Genomic DNA, 26,407 nt, shown 5'->3' with positions numbered 1-26,407 from the left:
GGGGGCCTCCCCCGCCCGTCCTGCCCTCGCGGAGCCGCGCATGTACACGCTGATCAGCGCCACCCCCTCGCCCTATGCCCGCAAGGTGCGCATCGCGCTGATCGAGAAGGGCATTCCCTTCACGCTCCAGACCGAGGTGCCCTGGCACGGCACCACCGCGACGCCGGCCTACAACCCGTTGGAAAAACTGCCCGTGCTGGTGCAGCCCGACGGCACCGGCATCTATGAGAGCCGCTTCATCCTGGAATGGCTGGAGGTGAAGCACCCCACGCCGCGACTGCTGCCCGATGATGCCGAGCAGATCCTCGCCGCGCGCCAGGTCGAGGTCATCGCCGATGGTGTCTGTGACGCCGTGGTGCTGCTCTTCTTCGAGCGGCTGCGCCAGGAGCCGAGTGCGGAATGGATCGCGCGCCAGCGCCGCAAGGTGGAGGGTGGCGTGCGCGCCCTGGCCGAGCGCGCGGGCGATGGCTTCCTCGTGGGCGGCCGCTTCGGCCTGGCCGACATCGCGGCCGGCACGGCGCTGCGCTACCTCGCTGTGCGCTTTCCGGAATTCGACTGGGCCGGCCAATACCCCAGCCTCGCGGCGATGAGCGCGCGGCTGGAGGCGCGCCCGTCTTTCGCGGCGACCGTGCCGGTGCCGCAGACCATCACCGAGAAGGTGGTCTAGGCGCGGGCCTTACCGCCCGCGCCGCTCCGCATGGGGCGGCCGCGCGCCGGCCGGCGTGCCAGCATCGAAGCCGAGGAACCCGATCGAGGGCTGCGGTGCGCCGCCATTGGCCTGCCAGAGCTGCGGCAGGCGCGGCGTCGCGTTCGCCGCCTGGACCGGTGCCTCGCGCGCTTCACGGGTCGGCGGCGGGGTGCGGGTACGGACCGGCGGGCCGCGCAGCGGGATGGTGTCGGGCGGGGGCGGCGCGTAGCCGGCCGTGCCGCGCACCGAGAGCACGTAGAACATGATCTCCGGCCGGCCCTGGTCGATGGCGGAGTCCACGGCCGTCAGGCCCAGCGCGTTCCGCGCGTTCACATCGGCGCCGCGCGCCACGGCATCGCGCACCGTGGCGATGTCGCCACGGTTGATGCCGTCGAACAGCGCGTCATTGGGGTTCATCGCGGAAGGCGGGGTCTCGGCCGGGATGGGGGCCACGCCACGCCGGGCGGCCACGCCGGGCAGGGCGGGCGGCGGCTCGCGCGGCGCGGCCGCCGCCGGCGGCGCGGTGGTGCGGCTGGAGCCGAGCATGCCCTGGGCCGTGGCAGGCAGGGCCGGCAGCAGCATGGCGCCCGCGAGGAGCAGGACAGGATAGCGTGTCATTTCAGCGCCCTCCGAAGGTGAAGCTGTCCGGCGGGGTCTCGGCCGCGGCGGGTGCCGCTTCCTTGATCTTCGCCTCGATCTGCTGCATCAGCCGCCCGAGGCCTTGGGTCAGCCCGGCCAGTTGCACCAGGGGGACCACCAGCAGCCCCGCCGGGACGGGCTTGTTGTCGGCGCCCAGGCGCCCGAGCGTCAGCCGCACCACGCCATGCTGAACGGAAGCGTCGAGCAAACCGTCGGCGAAGATGGTGGCACCGAAGAGGGCGGAGCCGGGAGAGGTCTGGTTGTCCATCGCTGAAGCCATAGCCGAGGCGCGGGCCGGAGGCGAGAGCTTCCGCCCTACCAGGTCAGCGGCACGTTGAGGCGCGCCCCGGGGGCGGGGGTCTGCAGCAGCCGCTGGTCCGGATGGGTGGGCGCGGGGTCGGTCGCCGCGCTGCGGCTGGGCACGCGCGGATGGATCATGGTGGGTGCCAGTGTCGGCGATTGCGAGGGAGCGACCGGCCGCGCCTCGATATCGAGATTGGGGCGCGGGGCCAACTGCGCCTGCGGGGCGGGCGGCATGCCCTGGCCGAGCAGGCTGCCCGAGAAGCCGGGCGTGATGGCGATGCCGCCATCCATGAAGGCGCGGTCGCGCGGGTCACGCGGGCGTTGGCGGGGCGGCGCCTCCGGCGTGGGGCGGGCGGGCGCGGCCTGAGGCGTCGAGGCGGGGGTCTGGGCCGGCGCCGGGGCGACCATCAGCGCGGCGAGCAGCAGGCCGAGGGCGGGGGCTAGAGCCCGGCCACGCCACGCGGATCCTGCGGCGGATTGCCGGCGATGCCGGGGCCGCCCGCCTTCCAGGCCTTCAGGGACCAATGCACGGAGGGGAAGGCCAACTCGTCCCACGGGATCTCCTCCCAGGCGAAAAATCGCACATCCAGGCTTTCGGGACCGGGTGCGAAGCCCGGTTCGGCCAGATGGGCCCTGTAGATGATCTGGACCTGTCCGATTCGCGCAATGGAATAGATGGCCAGCAGGCCATCCAGTTCAAGCCGCGCGCGGGCCTCTTCCCAGGCCTCGCGCTTCGCCCCTTCCTCGGTGGTCTCGCCGAGTTCCATATAGCCGGCGGGCAAGGTCCAGAAGCCGCGGCGGGGCTCGATGGCGCGGCGGCAGAGCAGGACGCGCCCCCCCTCCGACACCACGCTGCCCACCACGATCTTCGGGTTCTCGTAGGCGATGTAGCCGCAATCGCCACAGATGAGGCGCTCACGGTCCTCGCCCTCGGGGATGCGGCGGACGAAATTGCTCATGCTCGCCCGTCGCTCCCTCTGGACCCCGGCCGGTCTCAGCCCGCCGCCGCGGCGAAGGCGAAGTTGTCGTAGCTGTTCTCGGCCACGCGGAACCACTGGAACAGCTCCGAGCGATAGGGGCGGTAGCTGTCCCAGATCGTCTTGAAGCGGGCGTTCTGGCCGGCCAGGTCGGCCATCAGCGCCTCGTTCGAGCGCCAGGCGAGCTGCAGGATCTCGCGCGAGTAGAAGCGCAGCTGCGTGCCCTGCGCGACGAGGCGGCGCAGCGCGATCGGGTTCAGGTGGTCATAGCGGCTGACCATCTCGCTGTCCGCCTCGGCGCAGGCGATGGCGAGCGCGTCCTTGTACTGCTGCGGCAGCGCGTCGAACTGGCGCTTGTTGCTCATGAAGTGCAGGCGGGCGGAGGGCTCGAAGAAGCCGGGCGCGTAGTAGAAGCGCGCCACGCGGAAGAAGCCCAGGCGCTCATCGTCATGCGGGCCGACGAATTCCGTCGCGTCGATCGTGCCGCGCTCCAGCGCCGGGTAGATGTCGGCCGGGGCAACCAGGGTCGGGCTCGCGCCCATGCGCTGGAAGACCTGGCCGGCGAGGCCGGAAATGCGGAACTTCAGGCCCTGCACATCCTGCTGGGTGCGGATTTCCTGACGGAACCAGCCGCCCATCTGGGCACCCGTGTCGCCGGCGGGCAGGCCCACGATGTTGTATTCGGCGAAGAGGGCGTCCCCGAGCGCATTGCCGCCGCCATGGCGCAGCCAGGCCGTCATCTGCCGGGTGTTCAGGCCGAAGGGGATGGCCGTGAAGAAGGCGAAGCCCGGCTCCTTGCCGATGTACCAATAGGCGGCGGTGTGGCCGCAATCGATGGTGCCGGCCTGCACCGCGTCCAGCACCTGCAGGCCGGGGACGATTTCGCCGGCCGGGAAGACCTGGATGCGGAACCGGTTCTCGGTCAGCGCGGCCACGCGGTTGGCGACGCGCTCCGCCGTGCCGAACAGCACATCGAGGTTGCGCGGGAAGCTGGACTGGCAGCGCCAGCGGATCTCGGGATTGGCCTGGGCCAGCGCGGGGGTGGCCAGCGCGGCGGGCGCGGCCATCGCGGCCGTGCCGAGAATGAGACGACGATTCATGACGTTTGCCTCCAAAGATGACATCCTGGTGAGACGCGCATAACGCAGAGCCGCGCGCGGGGGAAGCGCGAAGGCCTTTATTCGCGCGGCGTCGGCTATGGCGACGGGATGGCGCGGGCCATGGCCCGCGGCCGAGCTGGGCGCCGCGCACGGCTGCCAGTCTCTTGGCCAGGGAGTCGCGCTGCTGCGCCTCGATCCGTGCCGGGCTGCGCGTCGCGCGCTGGGGCGAGGAGCCAAGGACCCCCGCCATTCGAAATATGCGGTTTACGAAATGAAAAAATGATGGCCAGGGATATTCCGCTGGAACGCTCCGCCCCCCCTAGCATGCTTGGCAAGCCCCGGCCGGGACGGGGCGCCCGGCGGGGGGGGGGGGGTGGCTTCTCGCGTCTGCAAAACGTTACCGTTGCGGGAAGTTTGAGGTCGGGTTCAACTTCGCGTTGAGGGAGGCAGCAGTCATGTGGCGCATCGGACGAGCCTTGCATCCATTCCGGATCGGGGTGGGCCTGCTGCTGATGCTGGGCGGGCAGGCCCTTGCCCAGACCGGCAACCCCACGCATGACGCGCTGCAGGCGCGCTCGGACGCCGAGCGGCGCCAGGCGCTGCACCAGGCGGTGCGCAGCCAGGGCGACCAGTGCAACAGCGTGATCCTTGCCTTCCATGCAGGGATGGACGGGCAGCGCAACGCCTTCTGGGATTTCCGCTGCGCCGATGGCGCCCAGTACCGCGCGCGCCTGCCTTCCGAACGCTTCGCGGCCGTCGCCTTCCTGCGCTGCGGCGCGGCGGCGCCACAGCCGCATCACGGCGGCCCCTGCTTCCAGGCGGTGACCGGGCAGGCGGCGCAGGTCGCGGCCTCGGGCGCTGGCAATGAGGCCTCCTGCCGGGCCGCCTGCGGGCGGCAGCCGGCGGCGGGGCAGAACCAGTGCGTGCAGCGCTGCCTCTCCGGCCAGGGCATCGAGGTCGGCCAGCAGGCCGCCGCCTCCCTGCCGCCCGGCACGCGCTTCGGCGCCATGTACATGACCGACCAGCCCGTCGCCGCCTATGGCTTCGCCAATGGCAACACGGACCGGCTGGCGGTGAACATGGCCGCGGTTCGCATCTGCCAGACGCTGGCCGGCCAGGTGCCCTGCAAGTTCCACGGCGAGCTGGTGAACCAGTGCGGCGCCATCGCCATGGCGATCAGCCGCCATCCCCGCGCCCTGGCCATGACGGCCGATCTTTCCACCCAGGTGCTCAACCTGGCCACCACCGGGCGTGGAGCCACGCGCGAGGCGGCGGAGGCCGATGCCATGCAGGCCTGCCGCCGGGCCGAGGGGCCGGGCGTCCAGTGCCGCATCGTGGCCGGGGGGTGCTGAAATGACCCAGCCGCTTTCAACGACAGAGAGGAAATCCGTCATGCGCCGTCTGCTCGCGGGCTTCGGCCTCGCTGCCCTGCTCATCGCCCCGGGGCCGGTCCTGGCGCAGAACGCGCCCCAGGGCGGGCAGAACCGGCAACAGGCGCGGCCTGCCGCGCCGGCCTCGACGCTCGACGCCGTGCGGTCGCGGGGCCAGCTGCTCTGCGGTGTGAATGGCGGCCTTGCCGGCTTCTCCGCGCCCGACCCGGCCGGCGTGATGCGCGGGCTGGATGCGGATTTCTGCCGCGCCATCGCCGCCGCCGCACTTGGCGATGCGGAGAAGGTGCGCTTCGTGACGCAGGCCACGGTCGAGGCCGGGCTCGATGCCCTGGCCGCGCGGCGGATTGACGTGCTGGCCCGCAACGCGACCGTGACGCTGACCCGCGATGCGGGCCGGCCGGTGACGCCCACGGCGGTGAATTTCTACGACGGCATGGGCTTCCTGGTGCCGCGCTCGCTCAATGTCAGCTCCCCGCGGCAGCTCAGTGGCCGGACGGTGTGCTGGGCCGGCGCCGAGGGGCCCGGGACGGCCGGTGGCAATATCGAGAATTTCAACAGCCGGCATGGCCTGAATCTGACCATCCGCCGCTTCGGCACGCCGGCCGAGGTGGTCACGGCCATGGAGGCCGGCACCTGCCACGCCTTCGCCGCCGATAGCGGCGCCCTCGCCTCGCGCCGCGTCACCGATTTCCGCGTGCCCGACCAATGGCTGGTGCTGGCCGAGGTGATCTCGCGCGAGCCGCTCGCCCTCTTCGTGCACGCGGGCGACGATGAATGGCGGGGCCTGGTCTTCTGGGTGACGCACCTGCTGCTCGGCGCCGAATATCTCGGCGTGAACTCCGCCAACCTGGCCGAGAACCTGGGCAATCCCGATCCGCGCGTGCGGCAGATGCTGGGCGTACTGCCCGGCTTCGGCCGCCCGCTGCGCCTGCCGGATGACTGGGGTGCCCGCGTCCTCAGCAGCGTGGGCAATTACGGCGAGGTCTTCGAGCGCAACCTCGGCCGCGCCTCCGTCTTCGGGATGGATCGCGGCCTGAACGACCAGTGGACGCGCGGCGGGCTGATGTACAGCTTCCCGATGCGGTGACGGGCTGAGGGACCGCCCGCGCTACAGGATGTAGCGCGAGAGGTCGGCGCTGGCGGCGAGCGTCGCCACGCGCTCGCGCACCATGGCGGCGGTGACCGTGACGGTCTCGCCGCGCCGGTCGCTGGCGGTGAAGCTGACATCCTCCAGCAGCCGCTCGATCACGGTGGCGAGCCGCCGCGCGCCGATATTCTCGACCGTCGCGTTGATCTCGGCGGCGAGGTCGGCCAGCGCGTCCACCGCCTCGTCCGCGAAGTCCAGCTCCACGCCCTCGGTGCGGATCAGCGCACTGGCCTGCTTGAGCAGCGAGTGCTCGGGCTCGGTCAGGATGCGGCGGAAATCCTCGCGCGTCAGGGCCTTCAGCTCCACCCGGATCGGCAGGCGGCCTTGGAGTTCGGGCAGCAGGTCGCTGGGCTTGGAGAGGTGGAAGGCGCCGGAGGCGATGAAGAGGATGAAGTCCGTCCGCACCGGGCCGTGGCGGGTGTTCACCGTCGTGCCCTCGATCAGCGGCAGCAGGTCGCGCTGCACGCCCTCGCGGGAGACGTCGCCACCACGCACGCCGCCCTCGCTGCTGCGGGCGATCTTGTCGATCTCGTCGAGGAAGACGATGCCGTTGTTCTCGGCGTTGAGCACGGCGCTGCGGGTCACCGCCTCATTGTCCAGCAGCTTGTCCGCCTCCTCGCGCGTCAGCGCCTCGCGCGCGGCGGCGACGGTCATGCGGCGGGGCTTGGGGCGGCCGCCGAACATCTTGCCCAGCATCTCCTGCATGTTCTGCATCTGGCCGGGGGGCATGCCGGGCATGTCCATCATGCCGATGGGCTGGCCCGTGGGCTCACTCACCTGAACCTCGATCTCGCGCGCCTCGAGCTGGCCCTCGCGCAGCATCCTGCGGAACTTCTGGCGGGTTTCGCCGGCCGCACCCTCGCCCACCAGCGCGGTCACCAGGGCTTCCTCGGCGGCGAGCTCGGCCTTGGCGCGCACATCCTTTCGGGCAGCGTCGCGCGCCTGCACGATCGCGGCCTCGACCAGGTCGCGCACGATCTGTTCCACGTCGCGGCCGACATAGCCGACCTCGGTGAATTTCGTGGCCTCGACCTTGAGGAAGGGCGCATTGGCGAGCCTGGCGAGGCGGCGAGCGATCTCGGTCTTGCCGCAGCCGGTCGGCCCGATCATCAGGATGTTCTTCGGCACCACCTCTTCCTGCCAGCTCTCCGGCAGTTGCTGGCGCCGCCAGCGGTTGCGCAGCGCGATGGCGACGGCGCGCTTCGCGTCGTTCTGGCCGATGATGAAGCGGTCGAGCTCGCTCACGATCTCGCGGGGCGAGAGATTCACCATCTCCGGGGCTGTCACGTCGCTCATCAACCAAGCGTCTCCAGGATGAAGTTGCCGTTGGTGTAGACGCAGATGCTGGCGGCGATGGTCATGGACCGCCGCGCGATCTCCTCCGCCTCCACGCCCTCGACCGTCAGCAGCGCGCGGGCCGCGGCCAGCGCGTAGTTGCCGCCGGAGCCAATGCCGATGACGGCGTCCTCCGGCTCCAGCACGTCACCCTGGCCGGTGAGCAGCAGGGAGCGGTCCTTGTCGGCCACGGCCAGCAGCGCCTCCAGCCGGCGCAGGTAGCGGTCGGTCCGCCAATCCTTCGCCAGCTCGACGCAGGCGCGCTCCAGCTGGTCGGGGAAGCGCTCGAGCTTGGCTTCCAGCCGCTCCAGCAGGGTGAAGGCATCGGCTGTGGCGCCGGCGAAGCCCGCGAGCACGCGGCCCTGCGCGATGCGGCGCACCTTGCGGGCATTGCCCTTCACCACCGTCTGGCCGAGCGAGACCTGGCCGTCTCCGGCCATGGCCACCTTCCCGTTGCGGCGGACGCAAAGGATGGTCGTGCCGTGCCACCCCAGCGGATCATGCGTGTCTGTTGTCATGGGGCGCATGTGGCCCGTCCGGGCGGCTTCGGCAATGCGGCTTGCCGGGGCGCATGTCTGATCCCAACCTGTTGCATCCAAGGAGAATCGCATGCTGCCCAGCCTCTTGAACGACGCCGCCCACGCGCTACCGCTGCATGTCGTGACGCCCGAGACCTGGGACGCCCTGCCGGGCGCCGCTTTCGCCCGGGCCGCGGGCTTCACCGGCAAGCCGGGCGAGATCGTGCTGCTGCCGGGCGCGGACGGTGTGGCGGGCGCGCTCTTCGGCGAGCCGCGGACGGCCGAGGGCTATGGCGCGCTGCCCTATGGCCTGCCCGAGGGAAGCGTGTGGCGCCTCGAGGGTGGCGATGGCGCGGCGGCGGCGCTGGGCTGGGCGCTGGGCGCCTATCGCTATACCCGCTTCAAGCCGGGCAAGCGCGCACCGGCGCGGCTGGTGGCGCCGGCCGGCAGCGAATCGGCGCAGGCGGTGGCCACCGCCATCTGCCGCGCGCGCGACCTCATCAACACGCCCGCCAACCATCTGGGCCCGGCCGAACTCGCCGCCATGGTGGGCGAGGTGGCGGCGCAGCATGGCGCGCGCTTCCGCGTGATCGAGGGGGAGGAACTGCGCCAGGGCTTCCCGGCGGTGCAGGCGGTGGGCCAGGGAAGCCCGCGCGCGCCGCGCGTGGCGGTGCTGGAATGGGGGGCGGCGGATGCGCCGCTCGTCGCGCTCTGCGGCAAGGGCGTGTGCTTCGACACCGGCGGGCTCGACCTCAAGCCGTCGAGCGCGATGCTGCGCATGAAGAAGGACATGGGCGGTGCCGCCGTGATGCTGGCGCTGGCCGAGGCGCTGATGGCGCAGCGCGCGCCCATCCGCCTGCTGCTGGTGATCGGCGCCGTCGAGAACAGCGTGAGCGGCGAGGCCTTCCGCCCGCTCGACGTGATCCGCACCCGCCAGGGGCTGACGGTGGAGATCGGCAACACGGATGCCGAGGGGCGCCTGGTGCTGGCCGATCTTCTCACCTTCGCGGCGGAGCATCAGCCGCGCGTGATCCTGAACGGTGCAACCCTGACGGGTGCCGCGCGCGTGGCCCTCGGGCCCGACCTGCCCGCACTGTTCAGCAATGACGACACGCTGGCCGAGGCGCTGCTGGCTGGCGGGCAGGCGGCGGGCGATCCGCTCTGGCGGCTGCCGCTGCATGACGGCTACGCGAACTGGCTCGATAGCCCCATCGCCGACCTGAACAACGTCGCCAGCAAGCCGATGGGGGGCGCCATCATCGCGGCGCTCTTCCTGCGGCGCTTCGTGCCGGAGGGCACGCCCTGGGCGCATCTCGACCTCTATGCCTGGAACGACGCGACGCGCCCCGGGCGGCCGGAGGGTGGCGAGGCGACGGGGATGCGGGCCGCGCTGGCCGGGCTCGGGCGGTTTCTTGAGCGTTCCGCGGGGTGACACCCAAAATTTGCAAGAAATCCAGGCGCAAATGAATTTCTTGCAATCCAATGTGGAATCGGGCCTACTCACGCGGCTGACGCAACCAATATGACCTGTCAGAGAGTGCTTACATCTCGCGCGCCGGGCGCGGGGTGATCCAAGCTGGCGCCCAAGGTATCGGTGCCTGAAGGAAAGTCGCGATGTCTGTCCAGATCAATCCTGACCAGCTGATCGGCATCCTGCGGGATACGACGGTCGCGCTGGTTCGCCGCGATGGGCCGGATCTCTCGGCGCGCCAATTGGGCGTCTTCCTGTCGGTCTATCTCAGCCCCGGCCCGCACACGGTGCGCGGCCTGGCGCAGAACCTGAACGTCTCGAAACCCGCCATCACGCGCGCGCTCGACCGCCTTGGCGAGCTCGACCTCGCCCGCCGCAAGGTGGACCCGATGGATCGCCGCAGCGTGCTGGTGCAGCGGACGCTCAAGGGCACGGTCTTCCTGCGCGAGCTGCGCCAGACCATGGCCGAGGCCGATGGCGTGGTGGCCGAGATTCCGGTCGCGGATTCCGTCGAGGCCTGAGCCGCCCGGCGCGTTCCGCGCGGGACGGCCCGGCGCCGGCTCAGTAGCCGGCGCTGAAATCGACCAGATTGATCAGCGGCCGCCCCTCGCGTGCGCGGCGCAGATTTTCCACCACCTGCGGCGCCGCGCTGGCGGGGATGGTGATGGCCGAGGCATGCGGCCAGACCAGCACCTTGGGGTGCGTCCAGAAACGATGATCGGCGGGCAGGGGCTCGGGCTCGAACACATCGAGAGCCGCTGCCGCCACATGGCCCGAATCCAGCGCCGCCAGCAGATCCTCGGCGACGAGGTGGCCACCGCGCGCGGCGTTGATGACGAAGGCGCCGCGCGGCAGCCAGGCGAGGCTTTTCGCGTTGATCACGCCGCGCGTCTCGGGCGTCAGCGGCAACAGACAAACCAGGATGTCAGTCTGCCGCAACATGGCCTCCAGCCCCTCGGCGCCGGAGAAGCAGGTGACGCCTTCCACTTGGCGCGGGTTGCGCGTCCAGCCCATCACCGGAAAGCCGAGGCCGCGCAGCGCCTGCGCCGAGGCATTGCCGAGCTGCCCCAGGCCCAGCATGCCGATGCGGCGCTTGGCCGTGTCCGGCGCGGGCAGCTCGTCCCAGATGCGGGCCGCCTGTTGCGCGCGGTATTCCAGATCCTGCCGGTGGAAGCGCAGCACGTTGAGCAGCACCCATTCGGTCATGCCGCTGGTCAGGCGCTCATCCTTCAGGCGCGCCACGGGAATGCCGGGCGGCGGGCCCGGCGGGCGCAGCAGGTGGTCCACGCCCGCGCCCATGGAGACGACGAGCTTGAGGTTCGGATAGCGGCGCAACTCCGCCATGTCGTGCTGCGTCCAGCAGACCGCCGCCTCGATATCGGCGGGGTCGCCCGCATCGGGGAAGAGGCGGATGTCGAGCGTGGGATCCTCGGCCAGCAGCGCGTCGCGCCAATCCTGCATGGCATTGGCCTTGGTGGAGAGAAGAATGGCCATCAGCCGGGTCCTTGTTCGGGGAGGTTCACGCCCTCCAGCCCATGAAAGCTGCGCACATAGGCGCGCCAATCGTCGCGGCGCGTCGCCACGCGCTCGGTGCCGTCGGGCAGCTTGGCGTAGAGGCTCAGCACGCCGCGCGCCCACATCACGTCGAAGTTCAGGTCGGCCTGGAGGACGTAAGCGGCCGTGCGCATGAACACGTCCTCCTTGATCTTCGGCTGCACCTTGGCGAGCCACCACCAGCAGCCGATCGCGAGCACCACGGCGCCCACATAGAAATGGATCAGCGCGGTGGCGAGGAAGGAGCTGGTGAGGATCAGGCCGGCCGGGATGATGTTCTCGGCATAGCGATAGACCGGGCTGCCGGGCGAATTCATCTTGCGGATATGGATGCCGAGCTTCACCAGCTCGATATCCATCAGCGCCTGGAGCTTCTGCCGCTCCTGGCCGGCCCAAGGGTGGGCCGCCGTTTCCTCGGTCGTCGCGCTCAATTCGGTCCGTTCCCCTCGGCCGCGCGCAGCTCGAAGGCGGCGGCCATCAGGGCGCGCGTATAGGGCTCGCGCGGGTTTTGCGTAAGGGCCTCGGCCTCGCCCGCCTCGACGATGCGGCCATTCTTCATGACGATGATGCGATGCGCCATGGCACGCACCACGCGCAGGTCATGGCTGATGAAGAGATAGGCCAGCCGGTGCTTCGCCTGCAGCCCGCGCAGCAATTCCACCACCTGCGCCTGCACGCTCACATCCAGCGCGGAGGTTGGCTCGTCCAGCACGACCAGGCGTGGCTTCAGGACGAGCGCCCGCGCGATGGCGATGCGCTGGCGCTGGCCGCCCGAGAATTCATGCGGGTAGCGCTCGGCCATGGCAGCCTCGAGGCCCACTTCCTCCAGCGCCTGGGCCACGCGGATGGCGCGCTCCGCCTCGCGCAGGCCGGGTTCGTGCACGGCGAGGCCCTCGCCCACGATCTCGCCCGCATTCATGCGCGGCGAGAGGGAGCCATAGGGGTCCTGGAAGACGATCTGCATGCGCGCGCGCAAGGGCCGCAGTTCGGCGCGGGTGAGCGGCTGGATGTCGCGGCCCTCGAAGCGGATCTGGCCCTGGCTGTTCTCCATGCGGATGAGGGCGAGGCCCAGTGTCGTCTTGCCGCTGCCGCTTTCGCCGACGAGGCCGAGCGTCTCCCCCTCGCGCAGCGCGATGTCCACGCCATCCACCGCCTTCACCTGGGCGACGACGCGCCGGAGCAGGCCGCGGCGGATGGGGAAATGCACGCGGATGTCCTGTCCCTGCAGGATCTCCTCAGCACCCTCCGGGATGGGTGCGGGGCGGCCGCGCGGCTCGGTCGCCAGCAGCATGCGGGTATAGGCATGCTGCGGGTTGCCGAAGACCTCGGCCACCAGGCCCTGCTCGACCACCGCGCCATCCTTCATCACCACCACGCGGTCGGCGTGGCGGCGGACGATCTGCAAATCATGGGTGATGAGCAGCATGGCCATGCCGAGGCGGCGCTTGAGGTCGGCCAGCAATTCGAGGATCTGCGCCTGGATGGTCACGTCCAGCGCGGTGGTCGGCTCATCGGCGATCAGCAGCTTGGGCTCGTTGGCCAGGGCCGCGCCGATCATCACGCGCTGGCGCTGGCCGCCCGACATCTGGTGCGGATAGGCGTTGATGCGCTCCTCCGCGTTCGGCAGGCCGGCGCGCTGGAGCGTGGTGATGACGGCCTGGCGTAACGCCTCGCCGCGCAGCGGGCGGTGCAGCGTGATCGCCTCGCTCACTTGCCGGCCGATGGTGTGCAGCGGGTTGAGCGAGGTCATCGGCTCCTGGAAGACCATCCCGGCCACGCCGCCGCGCAGGCGCTGCAGCGTCCCCTCGTTCGCCGTCAGCACCTCGGTCCCGTCCAGCGTGATGCGGCCTTCCGGATTGCTGCCGGTATTGGCCAGCAGCCGCAGGATGGACAGTGCGGTGACCGACTTGCCGGAGCCGCTCTCGCCCACCAGCGCCACCGTCTCACCCGCATTCACGGTGAAGGAGACGCCGCTGACGACGCGCTTGCCGCGGAAGGCGACGGCGAGGTTCTCGACGGTGAGGAGGGGTTGGCTCTCCATCAGCTCAAACTCCCGCCGGGCAGTTTCCGGGGATCGAACGCATCGCGCACCGCCTCGCCGATGAAGATCAGCAAGGTCAGCACGCCGCCCAGCACGACGAAGCCGGTAAAGGCGAGCCAGGGCGCCTGGAGGTTGTTCTTGCCCTGGCTCAAGAGCTCGCCCAGCGAGGCCGAGCCGGGCGGCAGGCCGAAGCCCAGGAAATCCAGCGTGGAGAGCACGGTGACGGAACCGGAGAGGATGAAGGGCAGGAAGGTCAGCGTCGCCACCATCGCATTGGGAAGGATGTGGCGGAACATCAGCGCGCTGTCGGAAACGCCGAGCGCCCGTGCCGCGCGCACATAATCCAGGTTGCGTCCACGCAGGAATTCCGCGCGCACCACGCCCACCAGGCCCATCCAGGAAAACAGCAGCAGGAAGACCAGCAGCGTCCAGAAGCTCGGTTCGATGACGGAGCCAAGGATGATCAGCAGGAAGAGCTGCGGCATGCCGGACCAGATCTCGATGAAGCGCTGGAACAGCAGGTCGGTCCAACCGCCATAATAGCCCTGCACCGCGCCCGCCGCGATGCCGATGATCGAGGCCGCGATGGTCAGCGTGAAACCGAACAGGACCGAGATGCGGAAGCCGTAGATGACGCGCGCCAGCACATCCCGCGCCTGGTCATCCGTGCCGAGCCAGTTGCGGGTGCTGGGCGGGGAGGGCGCGGGCCGGCCGAGGTCGCGCACCACCGTCGCGTGGCTGTAGCGGATGGGCGGCCAGACCACCCAGCCGCGCGCATGCACGTCGCGCATGAATTCCGGGTCGTGCCAATCGGCCTCGGTCGGCAGGCCGTCAGGGACGATGTCGCTCTCGGCATATTCGACGGCGACGGGGAAGAACCAGTTCCCGTCCACCCGTGCCACCAGCGGGCGGTCATTGGCCAGAAGCTCGGCGAAGAGCGTCAGCACGAAGAGCGTGCCGAAGATCCAGAGCGAGATCATGCCGCGGCGGTTCGCGCGGAAATTCGCGATGCGGCGGCGGGTGAGCGGGGAGAGGGTCATCGAGGGGCGCCGCCCCTCGATGACCCCGGCAAGAACCTCAGGTTCCTGCAACTCCGATCAGAACAGCCGACCTTCACGCGGCCTCCAGCTCGAACACCAGCCGCTCGCGCGGGGCCGCGGCGAGGCCCGCGCGCATCGCCTCGGCATTGGCGAAGCGGCCGGGCAGATGCACCGTCTCCGTCTCCAGCGTGAGGCGCGGCATGGCGAGAGGCCAGGGATCCAGCGTCGCCACGCGCGCGCTGCGGCGGATCAGCGTGGTGCCGTTGCAGTCGAAACGCTCCTGCCCCCAGCAGAGGCCGAGAGCGATGGAGTCCACCATGGCAAGCTTGCGCTGGTTGGCGGTCACCTGCGCTTCCGTCGCGCCGAGCTTGCCCATCAGCTCGGCGCTCCAATCCTTCTCGCGCGCCATGTAGCCTTCCATGGCGGCGAGGCTCTCGGCACTCGGCGCCATGCGGTTGCCGAGGATGCCCAGGCGGTAGATGTGGCTGCCATGGCGCAGGATCAGCAGCCCCGCCCAGAGGCCCCAATTGGCCAGCGCGTCGCGCACGCCCTGTTCCCACATCGGCACATGCTCGCCGCCGGAGAGCGCATTGAAATGGCGGGGCAGGCCGGTCGCGGCGTCGAATTCCGGGTCGCGCTCCCATTCCATCCAGGCGCAGTCATGCTGGGCGGCGGCGTTGACCACCGGCTCCAGCGGCGCGGGCGGCTCGGCCAGTGCGCGCATGAGCTGGCCGGCCAGCACGGCATGGGCGGGTTGCGGCGTGGCCAGCACGCTGCCGTCGGCTTGAGACCAGAGGATCATCGCCTGCTCTCGAAATCAATGCGCGGGTCCACCAGCGTATAGGTGAAGTCGCTGACGATCTGCATGATGAGCCCGAGCAGGGTGAAGATGTAGAGCGTGCCGAACATCACCGTGTAGTCCCGCCGGATCGCCGCCTCGAAGCCGAGCAGGCCGAGCCCGTCCAGCGAGAAGATGATCTCCACCAGCAGCGCGCCGGTGAAGAGGATGCCGATGAAGGCCGCCGGAAACCCCGCGATGATGATGAGCATCGCGTTGCGGAAGACATGCCCATAGAGCACGCGCCGCTCCGCCGCGCCCTTGGCGCGGGCGGTGACGACATACTGCTTGTTGATCTCCTCCAGGAAGGAGTTCTTCGTCAGCATGGTCAGCCCGGCGAAGCCGCCGATCACCAGGGTGATGGTGGGCAGCACCATGTGCCAGGCATAGTCCCAGACGCGGTCCCAGAAGGGCCAGGTCTCGCTGCCCGAACTCACCAGGCCGCGCAGCGGGAACCACTGGAAGAAGCTGCCGCCGGCAAACAGCACCACCAGCAGGATGGCGAAGAGGAAGCCCGGGATCGCATAGCCCACCAGCACCACGGCGCTCGTCGTCAGATCGAAGCGCGTGCCGTCCCGCACCGCCTTGCGGATGCCGAGGGGAATGGAGATCAGATAGATGATCAGCGTGGACCACAGCCCGAGCGAGATCGAAACCGGCAGCTTCTCCACCACCAGGTCCCAGACCGGCCGATCGCGAAACAGCGACCGCCCGAGATCGAAGCGCATATAGCCCCAGAGCATCTCGCCGAAGCGCACATGCGCCGGCTTGTCGAAGCCGAAGGCGCGCTCGATCTCTTTCACCACCTCGGGATCGAGCCCGCGCGCCCCGCGATACTGCGAGCCACCGCCCTCCGCCGTGGAGGTCGGCTGCGGGCGAGTCTCGTTGGCACCCTCGCCCGTCAGGCGGCCCATCGTGTCACCCTGGCCGCGAATCTCCGCGATCATCTGCTCGACCGGACCGCCCGGTGCGAACTGAATCACCGCGAAATTGATCAGGATGATGCCGAACAGCGTCGGCACCACCAGCAGCAGGCGGCGAAGCAGATAGCCGGTCACGGGTGGGTGCGCGCCGCGGGAGGGCGCTGCCCTCCCGGACCCTCCCGCCTGGGACTTTGGGCCCCTACCCCCACGCGACCAAGTCCCAGGGTCCAGGGATCAAGATCCCTGGCGGGGGAGCGCGAGGGGGCGGCGCCCCCTCGCAGGCGCGTGCCCACCATCACAGGCTCCGCTTCGCCTCTTGCAGCGCGCGGTCGCGCGCCGGGTCGATCCACCAGCTGTCGAAGCCCAGCGCGTATTTCGGGTTGCGTTCCGGCCGGCCGAAGCGGTCCCAGAAGGCGATCCAGAAGGCGCGGTTGTGCCATTGCGGGATGACGAAGTGGTTGTGCAGCAGCACGCGATCCAGCGCGCGGGTGCGCTGGATGAGTTCCTCGCGGTCGGGTGCGGTGATGACGAGTTCGACCAGCGCGTCGATCACCGGATGGCAAATGCCGGCCACGTTCTGGGAACCGTTTTCCTGAGCCTTGGCGCAGGTGAAGTAGTCGCGCTGCTCGTTGCCGGGCGAGAGGGACTGGCCCATCACGTCCACGGTCATGTCGAAGTCGAAGGCGTCGATGCGCACCTGGTATTGGGCCGGGTCCACCGTGCGGACGCGGGCCTCGACGCCGAGGCGCTGCAGCCATTGCACGTAAGGCAGGGCCACGCGCTCGAAGCTGGCGCCGTTCAGCAGGATCTCGAATTCGAAGCGCTGCCCCTGGGCGTTGACCAGCCGCCGGTCACGGATGGTCCAGCCCGCCTGGCGCATGAGGTCGAGCGCGCGGCGCAGGCCGTCGCGGTTGTTGCCGCTGCCATCGGTGGTGGGCAGCCGGTGCTCGGTGGTGAAGACGGTTTCGGGCAACTGCGCGCGGAAGGGCGTCAGGATTTCCAGCTCGCGGCCGGTCGGCAGGCCGGAGGAGGCGAGCTCGCTGTTCGAGAAGAAGCTGGTGGTGCGCGCATAGGCGCCGTTGAAGATGTTCGCGTTCAACCACTCATAGTCGAAGACCTGCATCAGGGCTTCGCGCACGCGCGCATCCTGGAAGAGCGGCCGGCGCAGGTTCATCACGAAGGCCTGCATGCCGGTGGGCAGCTGGTGGCGGATCTCGTCGCGCTTGACGAGGCCGCGGCGCACGGCCGGGAAATCGTAGCCGGTGGCCCAGTTGCGGGCGATGTTCTCGGTGCGGAAGTCGATCTGCCCCGCCTTGAAGGCCTCGAAGGCGACCGTCACGTCGCGGAAGTATTCGTAGCGCATCACGTCGAAATTCTGCGTGCCGCGCCGCGTGTTGAGGTTCACCGCCCAATAATCCGGCACGCGGCGATAGGCGATGCTGCGGCCGGATTCGAAGCGGTCAACGCGATAGGGACCGGAGCCGAGCGGCACATCGAGCGAGGGGCGGGCGAAGTCGCGGCCTTCCCAGTAATGCTTCGGCAGGATCCACATCTGGCCGAGGATCAGTGCCAGCTCGCGGTTCTCGTTGGTGCGGAAGCGGAAGGTCACGCGGCGCGGACCCTCGACGACGGCCTCGCTCACATCGCCCCAATAGGCGCGGTAGAACGGGCGGCCCTGGGTGCGGAGCGTGTTGAAGGTCCAGGCCACATCCTCGGCGGTGATGGGGCGGCCATCATGCCAGCGGGCAGTCTCGCGCAGCTCGAAGGTGACGCCCATGCGGTCGGCCGGGATCTCGATGGTCTCGGCCAGATGGGCGTATTCCGTGCTGGCCTCGTCGGCGCTTTCCACCAGCAGGCTGTCATAGAGGTTGTTGAGGCCGACGGCGGCCGTGCCGCGCAGGATGAACTGGTTGAAGCTGTCATAGCTGCCGAGCGCGGTGAGTGTGACCTCGCCGCCCTTCAGCGCGTTCGGATTCACCCAGGGAAAATGGGTGAAATCGGCGGGCAGCGCGGGTTCTCCCAGCAGCGAGAGCGCGTGGGTGCGGATCGGCGGCGCGCCTTGCGCGGCGGCGGTGGCGGCGACCAGGCCGAAGCCGGCGGCGAAGAGGTCTCGGCGTTGCATCATGCGGAAGAGATTGGGGGTGCGATGCGCCCAGGGCAACCTGCAAGTCAGCTGAGCAGCGAAACGATCTCCGGCAGCAGGGCCGCATCCCCCACCGCGATGACCTCGCCCTTGCTGTGGAGGGTGAGGGCTTGGCCCTGCCAATCCGTCATCCGTCCGCCCGCGCCCTCGATCACCGGCACCAGTGCCGCCCAGTCCCAGGGCTTGAGCGTGCCCTCCACCACGGCATCCACCAGGCCGAGGGCGATCAGGCCATAGGCATAGCAATCGCCGCCCCAGGTCACGCGGCGCGCGGCCTGGCGCACGCGATCGAAGCGGGCGGTGCCGGCGGCGTCGAAGATGTCGGGCGAGGTGCAGGAGAGCTCGGCGGTGGCGAGACTGGCGCAAGGCCGGCAGGCCGCCGTGCCCCCCATGGGGCTCGTGAAGCGCGTGGGCTGGCCGGCCACGCCGATCCAGCGCTCCCGCGTCACCGGCTGGTCGATCAGGCCAAGGACTGGCTGGCCCTTGTGCAGCAGGCCGATCAGCGTGCCGAAAAGCGGGCGGCCGGTGAGGAAGGCGCGGGTGCCGTCGATGGGGTCGAGCACCCAGAGATATTCGGCGTCGCCGCGCTCGGTACCGTACTCCTCGCCCATGATGCCATGGGTCGGGAAGCGCTCGGTCAGGAAGGCGCGGAGTGCGCGCTCGGCGGCGCGGTCGGCTTCGGTGACGGGCGAGGCGTCGCCCTTGGCTTCCACCAGCAGGCCCGAGCGGAAGAGCGGGCGAATGATGCCGCCCGCGAGATCAGCGGCGGCTTCCGCTGCCGTCACGAGATCCGGCGAGATCAGGGCAGCGGCGCCGGGTTGGCGGAGAGCGTGCGGAGGAAGGCGATCACGTCCGCGCGCTGCGCCGTATTGGCGAGGCCCGCGAAGCCCATGCGCGTGCCGGGCATGGCGCGGTTGGGGGCCGCGATGAAGGCGTTCAGCGCCTCGTAATCCCAGGGCTTGTCGGCCAGCGCGCGGTTGGCCGCGCTGTAGTTGAAGCCCGGCTGGTGCGCGTGCTTGTTGTTCACGATGTTCCAGAGGTTCGGGCCCACGCCCGCGCGACCGCCCTCGTTGAGGGTATGGCAGGAGGCGCAGAGGCGGCCGGTCAGCGCACGGCCATTGTCCACATTCGCGGCGGCGAGCAGCGGCCCGATCGGCTCCACCGCCGGGGCGGCGGGGGCGGCCGGGGCGGCGGCGGTCTGCGGCGTGGCGCCGATGCTGATGGCCGAGCGCTCCAGCTTGTGCGGGTGCACCACCAGGCCACCGATCACGCCGGCACTCATGAAGGTGACGCCGGCGGTGAGGACGGCCGCGAAAATCTTATTGGCTTCCAGGCTCATGCCGAGCAGACCCTTCTCAACGACTGGGCGGCTTGGGCGCTGTTTGCGCGATGCCGTCCCCTGACTTATTCGTAGACTTCCATACAGGCGGTGCTGCGCCGCATCAACCGTCCCCGGCCCTCGTTTCACCCACGGATTTCAGCGTGAACCCCATCATCATCATCCCCGCCCGCATGGCGGCCACCCGGCTGCCGGGCAAGCCGCTCGCGGAGATCGCCGGCCGGCCGATGATCCTGCATGTGCTGGAGCGGGCGAAGGAGGCCGGGATCGGCCCCGTCGCGGTCGCCGCCGGCGAGCCCGAGATCGTGCAGGCGGTGGAGGCCGCGGGCGGCCGCGCCGTTCTGGTGGCGGATGACGTTCCGAGCGGCACGGACCGCATCCACCGCGCGCTCGCCCAGCTCGACCCCTTCGGCGCGCACGACATCGTGGTGAACCTGCAGGGCGATTTCCCGACGCTCGAGCCCAACCTGCTCTGGTCCGTGCTCAAGCCGCTGGCCGACAAGGCGGTGGAGATCGGCACGCTGGTCTGCCCCATCGCCGACGAGAAGGAGGCCAACACCGCCTCCTTCGTGAAGGCCGCCTGCGCCTTCCCGGACGGGGCGGAGGTCGCGCCCGCGCTCTATTTCAGCCGCAACCCCATCCCCTGGGGGGAGGGGCCGCGCTGGCACCATATCGGCGTCTATGCCTATCGGCGCGCGGCGCTGGACCGCTTCGTCCGCCTGCCCGAATCGCCGCTCGAGCGGCGCGAGAAGCTGGAGCAGCTACGCGCGCTGGAGGCCGGCATGCGGATCGGCGCCGCGCGCGTCGAACATGGCCCCTTCGGCGTGGACACGCCCGAGGATCTCGAACGGGCCCGCCATCTCTTGGGAACATCATGAACCAGATCATCGCCTTCCAGGGGGTTCCTGGCGCCTATTCCGACCTCGCCTGCCGGCACGCCTATCCCGGCTGGACCACGCTGCCCTGCCCGAGCTTCGAGGCGGCGATGGCGGCTGTGCGGGACGGCCGAGCGGACCTCGCCATGCTGCCCTGCGAGAATTCGCTGGCCGGTCGCGTGCCGGACATCCATCGCCTGCTGCCCGAATCGGGCCTCTCCGTGATCGGCGAGCATTTCGAGCGGGTGGAGCACTGCCTGCTGGCCCGCCCGGGCGCCAAGCTCGCGGGCATCCGCCGCGCGCACAGCCACCCGATGGCGCTGGGCCAGGTGCTGAAGGTCATCAAGGAGCTGTCGCTCACCCCCGTGATCCAGGCCGATACGGCGGGTGCGGCCGAGCTGATCGCCCGCGAGGGCACGCTGGAGGACGCGGCGGTCGCGAGCGAACTGGCGGCCGAGGTGTACGGCCTCGAGATCCTGCGCCGCAATGTCGAGGACGCCTCGCACAACACCACGCGCTTCTACGTCATGTCGCGTGAGCGCAAGCTGCCCCCCGCGCAGGAGGTGCCGCACCCGGTGACGACCTTCGTCTTCCGCGTCCGCAACATGCCGGCCGCGCTCTACAAGGCGCTGGGCGGCTTCGCGACCAATGGCGTGAACATGACGAAGCTGGAGAGCTACATGCTCGACGGCGCCTTCACCGCCACGCAATTCCTCTGCGACGTGGATGGCCACCCGGACGAGCCCGGCCTGTTCCGGGCACTTGAGGAGCTGCGCTACTTCTCGCGCGAGCTTCGCGTGCTCGGCACCTATCCCGCCAGCCCGTTCCGGCTGGCGCATGAAGGGCGGTAACCCGCCCTTCCTTCACGCCATCAGAGCTGGCCGGGCGAAAGCGTGTTGCAGCCGCTGCGGCTGCGCAGCCGATCGCAGGCCTGCTGCGCGCTGGCCTGGGTCAGGCCAGTGACGCGGGCGCGGAACAGCGTGCCGCGGCCGACCTGCACCGGCGTTACCTGCACGCGGCCACCCACGCTGCTTTGCGCCGCCTGGGCCGCCTGGCGCGCCAGTTCGGGGGAGCTGAAGGCGCCGACCTGAACGCCCCAGCCGCCGGGCGAGGGGGGCGTTGCGCCGGGGCGGAAGCCGGCCGGCAGCGTGCCGGCCTGGGCCGTGCTGATCAGGCCGAAGGCGCGCTGCGGCTGGGCCAGCGGCTGCGCCGCCACGGGCGCACGGCTGGGGGCCGTCAGCGGTGGCGGCTCACGACGGCCCGTGCTTTCGGCCAGGCGGGCTGCGCCCTCGGGCGTCGAGCCATCGGGGATCGGGTCCATGCGGGCCACGATGATGCGGCCATCCGCCGTCGGCTCGCCTTCGATGGGCGTGCTGCGCGTGGCGCTCTCGGCCAGGCGCGCGGCGCCCTCGGGCGTCGAGCCGTCGGCGATGGGTTCCATCGCGACCACGCCGCCCCGGGCGATGAAGCTGCCGCCGCTGGCGGTGACGGGCGGCGGCGGTGCGGCGGCGGCCATGCGGACCGGCGCGGCGCTGGGCTCGGCCGGGGGCAGGGCGGCGAATTGGGCGTTCTGCTCGCGGATCTGGCGCTGTTCGGCCAGGGCGGTGCGGGTGGCCGCGTCCATGCGGCGCGGGCCTTGCGGCACGTTCAGCGGAATCTCGCCGGCCGCGTAGATCTCCGGCGGGGCGCGGCGGACCGGGCTGCTGGTGATGACGCGGGGCCCGACGCGGGCGACGTAGTTGCGCGTCTCCGCCGGCAGGCCCTGGTTGTTGTAGAGGTAGTTCTCCAGCCGGCGTGGCCCTGCATTATAGGCGGCCAGGAAGGCGGGCGAGCCGTAGAGCTCATACATCTGGCGGATATAAGCCGTGCCGGCCATCAGGTTGTCGTAGGGGTGATAGGGGTCGTCACCCAGGTCGTGGCGGCGCTGCAATTCACGGTAGGTGCCGGGCATGACCTGCATGAGGCCCATGGCGCCGACCGGCGAGGTGGCGCCGGCGCGGCCGCCAGATTCCTGGCGCATCACCTCGCGGATCCAGCGCTCGGGCACGTCGAAGCGGCGGGAGGCCTCGCGGATCCAGGGGCCCCAGGGGTCGCTGGGCGGGCCGGGCGGATCATAGCTGCCGCGCGTGACGCTGGCGGAGCGGGTGGGCGCGGTCGGCGTCTGCGCGCAGGCCGCCAGAAGGCAAAGCACCGAGATTGCGGCCAAGGGCCGGCTCAACGCCTTGCTGCGCCCCAAAAACGACTGGGCCATCCTGTGGAAACTCCCCCTTGCTTCACCGCTGAAGAGATGCCCCGAACCACCCCCATGGCGCGGAACGCAGCAGCGAATGTCCCTGCGGCAAGACGACCGGGGACGGGGGACTCATAACGCCAGCCCCTCCCTCAAATCAAGCAAAGACGACATTCCTGTGGCGGGCTGCCGGATGGCGCGGATATTACCCGGATGATTCACGCCGTGATTCACGGCTTGATTCAGCGCCCGCATGGTGATTTCGCGCCCGCCCCGCATGCTCTACAAGGGAGGCATGCCACACCTGCGATGCCTTCTGCTTCTCCCTCTCGGCCTGGCCCTGGCCGGATGCGGCGGGGCCGCGCCCGAGGCCGCGGCGCCGGTCGAGGCGGTGGCGGAACCGGCCTTCGAACGGGGCACCGTCCTCGGCACGCGCCCGCTGCCCGCCACGCCGCCGGGCGAACCGCGGCTGCGCCTCGTCTCCCAGGTGGTGGGGGCCGCACGCGGTGCCGGCAGCCCGGAGGCCAATGCCGTCGAGGTCGTGGTGCGGCTGGAGCGCGGCAACCGCGACGTGACGCTGATCCAGCCCGCCGAACCCTGGCTGCGCGCGGGCCAACGCGTGCGCCTCACCCCCGGCCCGCGGCCGGTGCTGGCGCGCGACCTGAGCGGCGCCTAACCCGCCGCTTCGGCGCGCATCCGCCGCGCCAGGTTCTCGCCGATCATCACGCAGGTGAAGTGCAGGTTGGCCCGGCAATCCGTCGGCATGATGGAGGCATCGGCCACGCGCAGCCCCTCCACGCCGCGCACCCGCAGGTCGGGGTCCACCACGCCGCGCGGATCCTCATGGGCGGTCATGCGGCAGGTGCCGGCGGCGTGCTGGATGTCGCTCGCTTCGGCCAGCATGATCGCGTCCAGGTCGTCATCCGGCAGGGCGGCGGCCTCGGGCATGGTGAGGCCGCTTTCGCCGAAGGTGATGCCCTCGGCCAGCCGCGTCAGCGGGTCGCGCGCGGTGAGGCGCGCGAGGCGCCGCACGCCGTCGCGCAGGCGCAGCCGGTCGCGCGGGTCGGCCAGCATGTTCTCATCCACTTCCGGCTGGGCCTCGGGATCGGCCGAGGCGAGGCGCAGCTCCCCGCGCGAGAAGGCGTCATAGAGCGCCACGCCCACGGCCCCGCCCGGCGCGGGCTCGGCGCCTTCGCCCAGGCCGCGATGGTTGTAGGCGATCATGATCATGTCGCGCTCGCCGCCCCCGGCGAGGCGGCTCGAGTAGGTCAGGCAGCAATTGGTGTGGCGCGCATCGGCGCCCCTCGCGCGATGCTCGGGCTTGAGCGCGAGGCTGGCGCGCAGGATGGGGTGGTCCATCAGGTTCCGCCCGACATGTGGCAGGTCCTGCTGGACCGCGATGCCGAGCGCCTTCAGCGCGGCGGCGGGGCCAAGGCCCGAGCGCATCAGGATGGTCGGGCTGTGGATGGCGCCGGCGCAAAGCACGATCTCGCGGCCCGCGATCTCCTCCCAGGCATCGCCGAAGCGCACGCGGACGGCGCGGGCGCGATTGCCCTCGAAGAGGATGCGGTCCACCAGCGCGCCGCCCCGGATGGTGAGGTTCGCGCGGCCGCGCGCGGGTTCCAGGTAGCCATCATTGGTGGTGACGCGCAGCCCGCCCCGGAGGTTGATCGGGTTGCAGGAAATCCCCTCGCCCTCGGGCGCGTTGAGGTCGGGCTTCCAGGGGTAGCCCTCGGCCAGCGCGGCGTCGCGCAGGGCGAGATCCACCGCACCCCATTCCGGGACCGGCATGCGGAAGACCGGCAGCGGGCCGCCCCGGCGGATGCCGGGCGCCACGCCCGTATCGGCGTCATCCTCGATGGCGTCGAAGAGGGGCAGCACGTCGCTGGCCGCCCAGCCTTCGCAGCCGGCCTCGGCCCAGGCGTCGAAGGCGGCGGGAACGCCACGGATGGCGATCTGGGCGTTCACGGCGGAGGAGCCGCCCAGCGCCTTGCCGCGCCAATAGAATTTGGGCGCCTGGGCGGCGGTGCGGCGCGTCATCAGCCCCGGCCATTGCCATTGGGCCTGGTGCGCGGGGTCATGCATGAAGGGGATGATGTTGGCGCTGCGCAGCGCATGCGGCGCCTCGGCCGAGCGCCAGTCGCGCCCGGCCTCCAGCAGCAGCACCCGGCGGTGGCCATCCTCGGAGAGTCGCGCGGCCAGCGGGGCGCCGGCCGAACCGGCGCCCACCACGATCACGTCATACACGGGCGCTACTTCTCCACGTTCCAGAAGACCGGGATGGCCGAGGGCACGAGGTTGCGCAGATTGGCGCGATGCAGCGCCGGCTGGGCGAACTGGCCCCAGGGCAGGGTGATGACCTCGCTGTAGATCAGCCGCTGCATCTCCTCGATCAGGCGCATGCGGGCCGCTTGGTCGGGCGCCTTGGTGAAGGCGTCGAACAGCGCCGTCAGCCGCTCGTTGCAGTGATAGCCGCTGGCCGGAATGCCGGAGCAGGTGAAGGCCACGAAGGGGTTGGTGATCGGCGATTGCAGGTCGATGCCGATGGCGTGCACGCCGAACACATGCCAGCCGTCGCGCCGGGTGCGGCGGGCGAGCAGCGAGGCCCAGTCCATCACCTGCATGTCCACGTTGAAGCCGGCCTGCCGCATGCGGTTGGCCAGCACTTCCGAGGAGATGCGCGCGGCCTCCAGATCATTGGCCACCATCACGATCACCGGCTCGCCATTGTAGCTGGTGGCGCGCAGCGCGGCGCGGGCGGCCTCGATGGAGGGGTCGCGCGCCACCTCGCTGCCGACGGCGGTCTCGTAGGGGCCGCCGCAGACGAAGATGGCGGGGCAGGTGCGCTGGTATTGGGAGGAGAGGCCGAAGGCCGCCATCACCTCGGCCTGGTCCACCAGGCGCAGCAGCACGCGGCGGATGGCGGGGTCCGAGAAGGGGCCAGTGGCCGCATTGGTGCGGTAGTGGCCAGTGAAGGTGTCGAGGCCGGTGAAGCCCAGCACGCGCACCCGGCGGTCGCGCTCCAGGCGTGGCAGCAGGTCGAAGGGCGCATACTGCATGTAGTCCACCTCGCCCGCCTGGATGGCGTTGGCGGCGGTCAGGCCGTCCGGCACCACGCGCAGCTCCAGCGCCTCGATCCGCACGGGCTTGCCGCCGGCGAAGAGGTCATTGGGCTCGGGCCGCGAATTGTAGCGGGGGTTGCGGCGCAGCAGCATGCGGTCGCCCGGGCGGTGATCCTCGCGGCGATACATGAAGGGGCCGGAGCCGATGATCTCGGTGATGCGCTCGGTGCCGGGCGTGCGGGCCAGGCGCTCGGGCAGCATGAAGGGGCCGGGCGAGGCGGCCGTGCCGAGCGTCTCGAGCACCAGGCCGTAGGACTCCTTCAGCGTCAACGTGAAGCTGCGGGCGTCATTCGCCTCGATGCTGGCGGTGGCGGCGAGGAGGCGCGCGCCGAGCGCGCTGCGCGGCGCCCAGCGGCGGAGGGAGGCGACGCAATCGGCGGCGGTGACGGGCGTGCCATCGTGCCAGAGCAGCCCCTCGCGCAGGGTGAAGCGCCAGGTGAGCCCATCGGGCGAGGTGGTCCAGCTCTCCACCATCTGCGGCCGCGGGGTGCCCGAGCGGTCCATGCCGAAGAGTGTGTCGAAGACCATGTAGCCGAAGGTGCGGCTGATATAGGCGGTGGTGAAATGCGGATCGAGCGTGACGACCTCGGCCTCCAGCACCGCGGTCAGGGTCTGGGCGCGCGGCGCGCTGGGCGCGAGGCCGATGCCGCCGAGGAGAAGAAGGGCCAGCCAACGACCGAGGGAACGACGCGCCATCCGGATCTCCTGCTGCGATGCAGCAGGCAGCCTATGT

Annotated in this window: 27 protein-coding genes; 8 read left to right on the top strand and 19 right to left on the bottom strand. The window is 70.5% G+C overall.

Annotated elements, in window-relative coordinates; genetic code table 11:
* Nucleotides 1–40: 40 nt before the first annotated feature.
* Entirely contained in the window at nucleotides 41–667 is a 627-nt protein-coding gene (locus tag R9Z33_RS24530; protein WP_318649207.1) for a glutathione S-transferase family protein, read from the top strand.
* 9 nt (nucleotides 668–676) lie between these two features.
* Here R9Z33_RS24530 and R9Z33_RS24525 read toward each other — a convergent pair whose 3' ends face one another.
* The 5 genes from R9Z33_RS24525 to R9Z33_RS24505 are packed head-to-tail and all read right to left on the bottom strand — an operon-like array spanning nucleotide 677 to nucleotide 3,707.
* Complete coding sequence (locus tag R9Z33_RS24525) at nucleotides 677–1,306, bottom strand: ankyrin repeat domain-containing protein (RefSeq protein WP_318649206.1); 630 nt, start codon at nucleotides 1,304–1,306, stop codon at nucleotides 677–679.
* Between the two features lies 1 nt (nucleotide 1,307).
* Nucleotides 1,308–1,595, bottom strand: coding sequence for a hypothetical protein (locus R9Z33_RS24520; RefSeq protein ID WP_318649205.1), 288 nt, complete (start codon nucleotides 1,593–1,595; stop codon nucleotides 1,308–1,310).
* Between the two features lie 47 nt (nucleotides 1,596–1,642).
* Nucleotides 1,643–2,038 carry a hypothetical protein gene (locus R9Z33_RS24515; RefSeq protein ID WP_318649204.1) on the bottom strand — a complete coding sequence of 132 codons (396 nt, stop codon included), beginning with the start codon at nucleotides 2,036–2,038 and terminating at the stop codon, nucleotides 1,643–1,645.
* Between the two features lie 32 nt (nucleotides 2,039–2,070).
* Nucleotides 2,071–2,589, bottom strand: coding sequence for an NUDIX hydrolase (locus R9Z33_RS24510; protein ID WP_318649203.1), 519 nt, complete (start codon nucleotides 2,587–2,589; stop codon nucleotides 2,071–2,073).
* A 35-nt stretch (nucleotides 2,590–2,624) separates the two neighbouring features.
* A complete protein-coding gene (locus tag R9Z33_RS24505; RefSeq protein ID WP_318649202.1) occupies nucleotides 2,625–3,707 on the bottom strand; it encodes a TRAP transporter substrate-binding protein in 1,083 nt (360 codons plus the stop codon).
* A 497-nt stretch (nucleotides 3,708–4,204) separates the two neighbouring features.
* Between R9Z33_RS24505 and R9Z33_RS24500 the strand changes: the two genes are divergently transcribed.
* A complete protein-coding gene (locus R9Z33_RS24500; RefSeq protein ID WP_318649201.1) occupies nucleotides 4,205–5,059 on the top strand; it encodes a DUF4189 domain-containing protein in 855 nt (284 codons plus the stop codon).
* Nucleotides 5,060–5,099: 40 nt separating this feature from the next.
* Nucleotides 5,100–6,185, top strand: a complete 1,086-nt coding sequence (locus R9Z33_RS24495; protein ID WP_318649200.1) for a transporter substrate-binding domain-containing protein — start codon at nucleotides 5,100–5,102, stop codon at nucleotides 6,183–6,185.
* Between the two features lie 21 nt (nucleotides 6,186–6,206).
* Here R9Z33_RS24495 and hslU read toward each other — a convergent pair whose 3' ends face one another.
* On the bottom strand, nucleotides 6,207–7,541 hold the full coding sequence (hslU, locus tag R9Z33_RS24490; RefSeq protein WP_404830633.1) for an ATP-dependent protease ATPase subunit HslU: 1,335 nt from the start codon (nucleotides 7,539–7,541) through the stop codon (nucleotides 6,207–6,209).
* Nucleotides 7,541–8,098, bottom strand: coding sequence for an ATP-dependent protease subunit HslV (gene hslV, locus R9Z33_RS24485; protein ID WP_318649199.1), 558 nt, complete (start codon nucleotides 8,096–8,098; stop codon nucleotides 7,541–7,543). Before hslV ends, hslU begins: the two co-directional genes overlap by 1 nt.
* Before the next feature lie 91 nt (nucleotides 8,099–8,189).
* On the opposite strand from hslV, the gene R9Z33_RS24480 reads away from it, so the two are divergent.
* Nucleotides 8,190–9,530, top strand: coding sequence for a leucyl aminopeptidase family protein (locus R9Z33_RS24480; RefSeq protein WP_318649198.1), 1,341 nt, complete (start codon nucleotides 8,190–8,192; stop codon nucleotides 9,528–9,530).
* Nucleotides 9,531–9,712: 182 nt separating this feature from the next.
* On the top strand, nucleotides 9,713–10,090 hold the full coding sequence (locus tag R9Z33_RS24475) for a MarR family transcriptional regulator (protein ID WP_318649197.1): 378 nt from the start codon (nucleotides 9,713–9,715) through the stop codon (nucleotides 10,088–10,090).
* 40 nt (nucleotides 10,091–10,130) lie between these two features.
* On the opposite strand, the gene R9Z33_RS24470 is transcribed toward R9Z33_RS24475, so the two are convergent.
* From R9Z33_RS24470 to R9Z33_RS24430, 9 genes are all read right to left on the bottom strand, one after another.
* A complete protein-coding gene (locus R9Z33_RS24470; protein ID WP_318649196.1) occupies nucleotides 10,131–11,063 on the bottom strand; it encodes a 2-hydroxyacid dehydrogenase in 933 nt (310 codons plus the stop codon).
* Nucleotides 11,063–11,554: a hypothetical protein gene (locus R9Z33_RS24465; protein ID WP_318649195.1), complete on the bottom strand. Its 492-nt coding sequence runs from the start codon at nucleotides 11,552–11,554 to the stop codon at nucleotides 11,063–11,065. Before R9Z33_RS24465 ends, R9Z33_RS24470 begins: the two co-directional genes overlap by 1 nt.
* Entirely contained in the window at nucleotides 11,551–13,164 is a 1,614-nt protein-coding gene (locus R9Z33_RS24460; protein WP_318649194.1) for an ABC transporter ATP-binding protein, read from the bottom strand. The genes R9Z33_RS24465 and R9Z33_RS24460 overlap by 4 nt, the downstream gene beginning before the upstream one ends.
* The gene (locus R9Z33_RS24455) at nucleotides 13,164–14,255 is read right to left on the bottom strand and encodes an ABC transporter permease (RefSeq protein ID WP_450104018.1); all 1,092 of its coding nucleotides are present in this window, start codon (nucleotides 14,253–14,255) and stop codon (nucleotides 13,164–13,166) included. Before R9Z33_RS24455 ends, R9Z33_RS24460 begins: the two co-directional genes overlap by 1 nt.
* Nucleotides 14,256–14,277: 22 nt before the next feature.
* Nucleotides 14,278–15,006 carry a DUF3891 family protein gene (locus tag R9Z33_RS24450; RefSeq protein WP_318649193.1) on the bottom strand — a complete coding sequence of 243 codons (729 nt, stop codon included), beginning with the start codon at nucleotides 15,004–15,006 and terminating at the stop codon, nucleotides 14,278–14,280.
* Nucleotides 15,003–16,100 (bottom strand): microcin C ABC transporter permease YejB, encoded by a 1,098-nt coding sequence (locus tag R9Z33_RS24445; protein ID WP_318649192.1) that lies wholly within the window; start codon nucleotides 16,098–16,100, stop codon nucleotides 15,003–15,005. The genes R9Z33_RS24450 and R9Z33_RS24445 overlap by 4 nt, the downstream gene beginning before the upstream one ends.
* Before the next feature lie 160 nt (nucleotides 16,101–16,260).
* A complete protein-coding gene (locus R9Z33_RS24440) occupies nucleotides 16,261–18,090 on the bottom strand; it encodes an extracellular solute-binding protein (protein WP_318649191.1) in 1,830 nt (609 codons plus the stop codon).
* 44 nt (nucleotides 18,091–18,134) lie between these two features.
* Nucleotides 18,135–18,893, bottom strand: a complete 759-nt coding sequence (hisN, locus tag R9Z33_RS24435; RefSeq protein ID WP_318649190.1) for a histidinol-phosphatase — start codon at nucleotides 18,891–18,893, stop codon at nucleotides 18,135–18,137.
* 14 nt (nucleotides 18,894–18,907) lie between these two features.
* On the bottom strand, nucleotides 18,908–19,447 hold the full coding sequence (locus R9Z33_RS24430) for a c-type cytochrome (protein WP_318649189.1): 540 nt from the start codon (nucleotides 19,445–19,447) through the stop codon (nucleotides 18,908–18,910).
* 143 nt (nucleotides 19,448–19,590) lie between these two features.
* Here R9Z33_RS24430 and R9Z33_RS24425 point away from each other — a divergent pair, with 143 nt between their 5' ends.
* On the top strand, nucleotides 19,591–20,325 hold the full coding sequence (locus R9Z33_RS24425) for a 3-deoxy-manno-octulosonate cytidylyltransferase (RefSeq protein ID WP_318649188.1): 735 nt from the start codon (nucleotides 19,591–19,593) through the stop codon (nucleotides 20,323–20,325).
* The gene (locus tag R9Z33_RS24420) at nucleotides 20,322–21,173 is read left to right on the top strand and encodes a prephenate dehydratase (protein WP_318649187.1); all 852 of its coding nucleotides are present in this window, start codon (nucleotides 20,322–20,324) and stop codon (nucleotides 21,171–21,173) included. The genes R9Z33_RS24425 and R9Z33_RS24420 overlap by 4 nt, the downstream gene beginning before the upstream one ends.
* Nucleotides 21,174–21,193: 20 nt before the next feature.
* Here R9Z33_RS24420 and R9Z33_RS24415 read toward each other — a convergent pair whose 3' ends face one another.
* On the bottom strand, nucleotides 21,194–22,528 hold the full coding sequence (locus R9Z33_RS24415) for a transglycosylase SLT domain-containing protein (RefSeq protein WP_318649186.1): 1,335 nt from the start codon (nucleotides 22,526–22,528) through the stop codon (nucleotides 21,194–21,196).
* Between the two features lie 319 nt (nucleotides 22,529–22,847).
* On the opposite strand from R9Z33_RS24415, the gene R9Z33_RS24410 reads away from it, so the two are divergent.
* A complete protein-coding gene (locus R9Z33_RS24410) occupies nucleotides 22,848–23,228 on the top strand; it encodes a hypothetical protein (RefSeq protein WP_318649185.1) in 381 nt (126 codons plus the stop codon).
* Here R9Z33_RS24410 and R9Z33_RS24405 read toward each other — a convergent pair.
* Both R9Z33_RS24405 and R9Z33_RS24400 read right to left on the bottom strand, forming a co-directional pair.
* A complete protein-coding gene (locus tag R9Z33_RS24405) occupies nucleotides 23,225–24,799 on the bottom strand; it encodes a GMC family oxidoreductase (RefSeq protein ID WP_318649184.1) in 1,575 nt (524 codons plus the stop codon). The genes R9Z33_RS24410 and R9Z33_RS24405 overlap by 4 nt on opposite strands.
* Before the next feature lie 5 nt (nucleotides 24,800–24,804).
* Nucleotides 24,805–26,370 carry an ABC transporter substrate-binding protein gene (locus R9Z33_RS24400; RefSeq protein WP_318649183.1) on the bottom strand — a complete coding sequence of 522 codons (1,566 nt, stop codon included), beginning with the start codon at nucleotides 26,368–26,370 and terminating at the stop codon, nucleotides 24,805–24,807.
* Between the last annotated feature and the right edge of the window lie 37 nt (nucleotides 26,371–26,407).

The sequence above is a fragment of the Sediminicoccus rosea genome (genome assembly GCF_033547095.1).
Lineage (GTDB): Bacteria > Pseudomonadota > Alphaproteobacteria > Acetobacterales > Acetobacteraceae > Roseococcus > Roseococcus rosea.
The sequence above is the reverse complement of the archived record's forward strand: the minus strand, read 5'-3'. Positions and strand labels throughout refer to the sequence as shown.

Coding starts and splice junctions, on each gene's coding strand:
- R9Z33_RS24525 (WP_318649206.1), bottom strand. CDS start 1,306: ATGACACGCTATCCTGTCCTGCTCCTCGCGGGCGCCATGCTGCTGCCG.
- R9Z33_RS24480 (WP_318649198.1), top strand. CDS start 8,190: ATGCTGCCCAGCCTCTTGAACGACGCCGCCCACGCGCTACCGCTGCAT.
- R9Z33_RS24475 (WP_318649197.1), top strand. CDS start 9,713: ATGTCTGTCCAGATCAATCCTGACCAGCTGATCGGCATCCTGCGGGAT.
- R9Z33_RS24470 (WP_318649196.1), bottom strand. CDS start 11,063: ATGGCCATTCTTCTCTCCACCAAGGCCAATGCCATGCAGGATTGGCGC.
- R9Z33_RS24420 (WP_318649187.1), top strand. CDS start 20,322: ATGAACCAGATCATCGCCTTCCAGGGGGTTCCTGGCGCCTATTCCGAC.
- R9Z33_RS24450 (WP_318649193.1), bottom strand. CDS start 15,006: ATGATCCTCTGGTCTCAAGCCGACGGCAGCGTGCTGGCCACGCCGCAA.
- R9Z33_RS24510 (WP_318649203.1), bottom strand. CDS start 2,589: ATGAGCAATTTCGTCCGCCGCATCCCCGAGGGCGAGGACCGTGAGCGC.
- hslU (WP_404830633.1), bottom strand. CDS start 7,541: ATGAGCGACGTGACAGCCCCGGAGATGGTGAATCTCTCGCCCCGCGAG.
- R9Z33_RS24495 (WP_318649200.1), top strand. CDS start 5,100: ATGCGCCGTCTGCTCGCGGGCTTCGGCCTCGCTGCCCTGCTCATCGCC.
- R9Z33_RS24460 (WP_318649194.1), bottom strand. CDS start 13,164: ATGGAGAGCCAACCCCTCCTCACCGTCGAGAACCTCGCCGTCGCCTTC.
- R9Z33_RS24505 (WP_318649202.1), bottom strand. CDS start 3,707: ATGAATCGTCGTCTCATTCTCGGCACGGCCGCGATGGCCGCGCCCGCC.
- R9Z33_RS24520 (WP_318649205.1), bottom strand. CDS start 1,595: ATGGACAACCAGACCTCTCCCGGCTCCGCCCTCTTCGGTGCCACCATC.
- R9Z33_RS24410 (WP_318649185.1), top strand. CDS start 22,848: ATGCCACACCTGCGATGCCTTCTGCTTCTCCCTCTCGGCCTGGCCCTG.
- R9Z33_RS24515 (WP_318649204.1), bottom strand. CDS start 2,038: ATGGTCGCCCCGGCGCCGGCCCAGACCCCCGCCTCGACGCCTCAGGCC.
- R9Z33_RS24530 (WP_318649207.1), top strand. CDS start 41: ATGTACACGCTGATCAGCGCCACCCCCTCGCCCTATGCCCGCAAGGTG.
- R9Z33_RS24400 (WP_318649183.1), bottom strand. CDS start 26,370: ATGGCGCGTCGTTCCCTCGGTCGTTGGCTGGCCCTTCTTCTCCTCGGC.
- hslV (WP_318649199.1), bottom strand. CDS start 8,098: ATGACAACAGACACGCATGATCCGCTGGGGTGGCACGGCACGACCATC.
- R9Z33_RS24430 (WP_318649189.1), bottom strand. CDS start 19,447: ATGAGCCTGGAAGCCAATAAGATTTTCGCGGCCGTCCTCACCGCCGGC.
- R9Z33_RS24440 (WP_318649191.1), bottom strand. CDS start 18,090: ATGATGCAACGCCGAGACCTCTTCGCCGCCGGCTTCGGCCTGGTCGCC.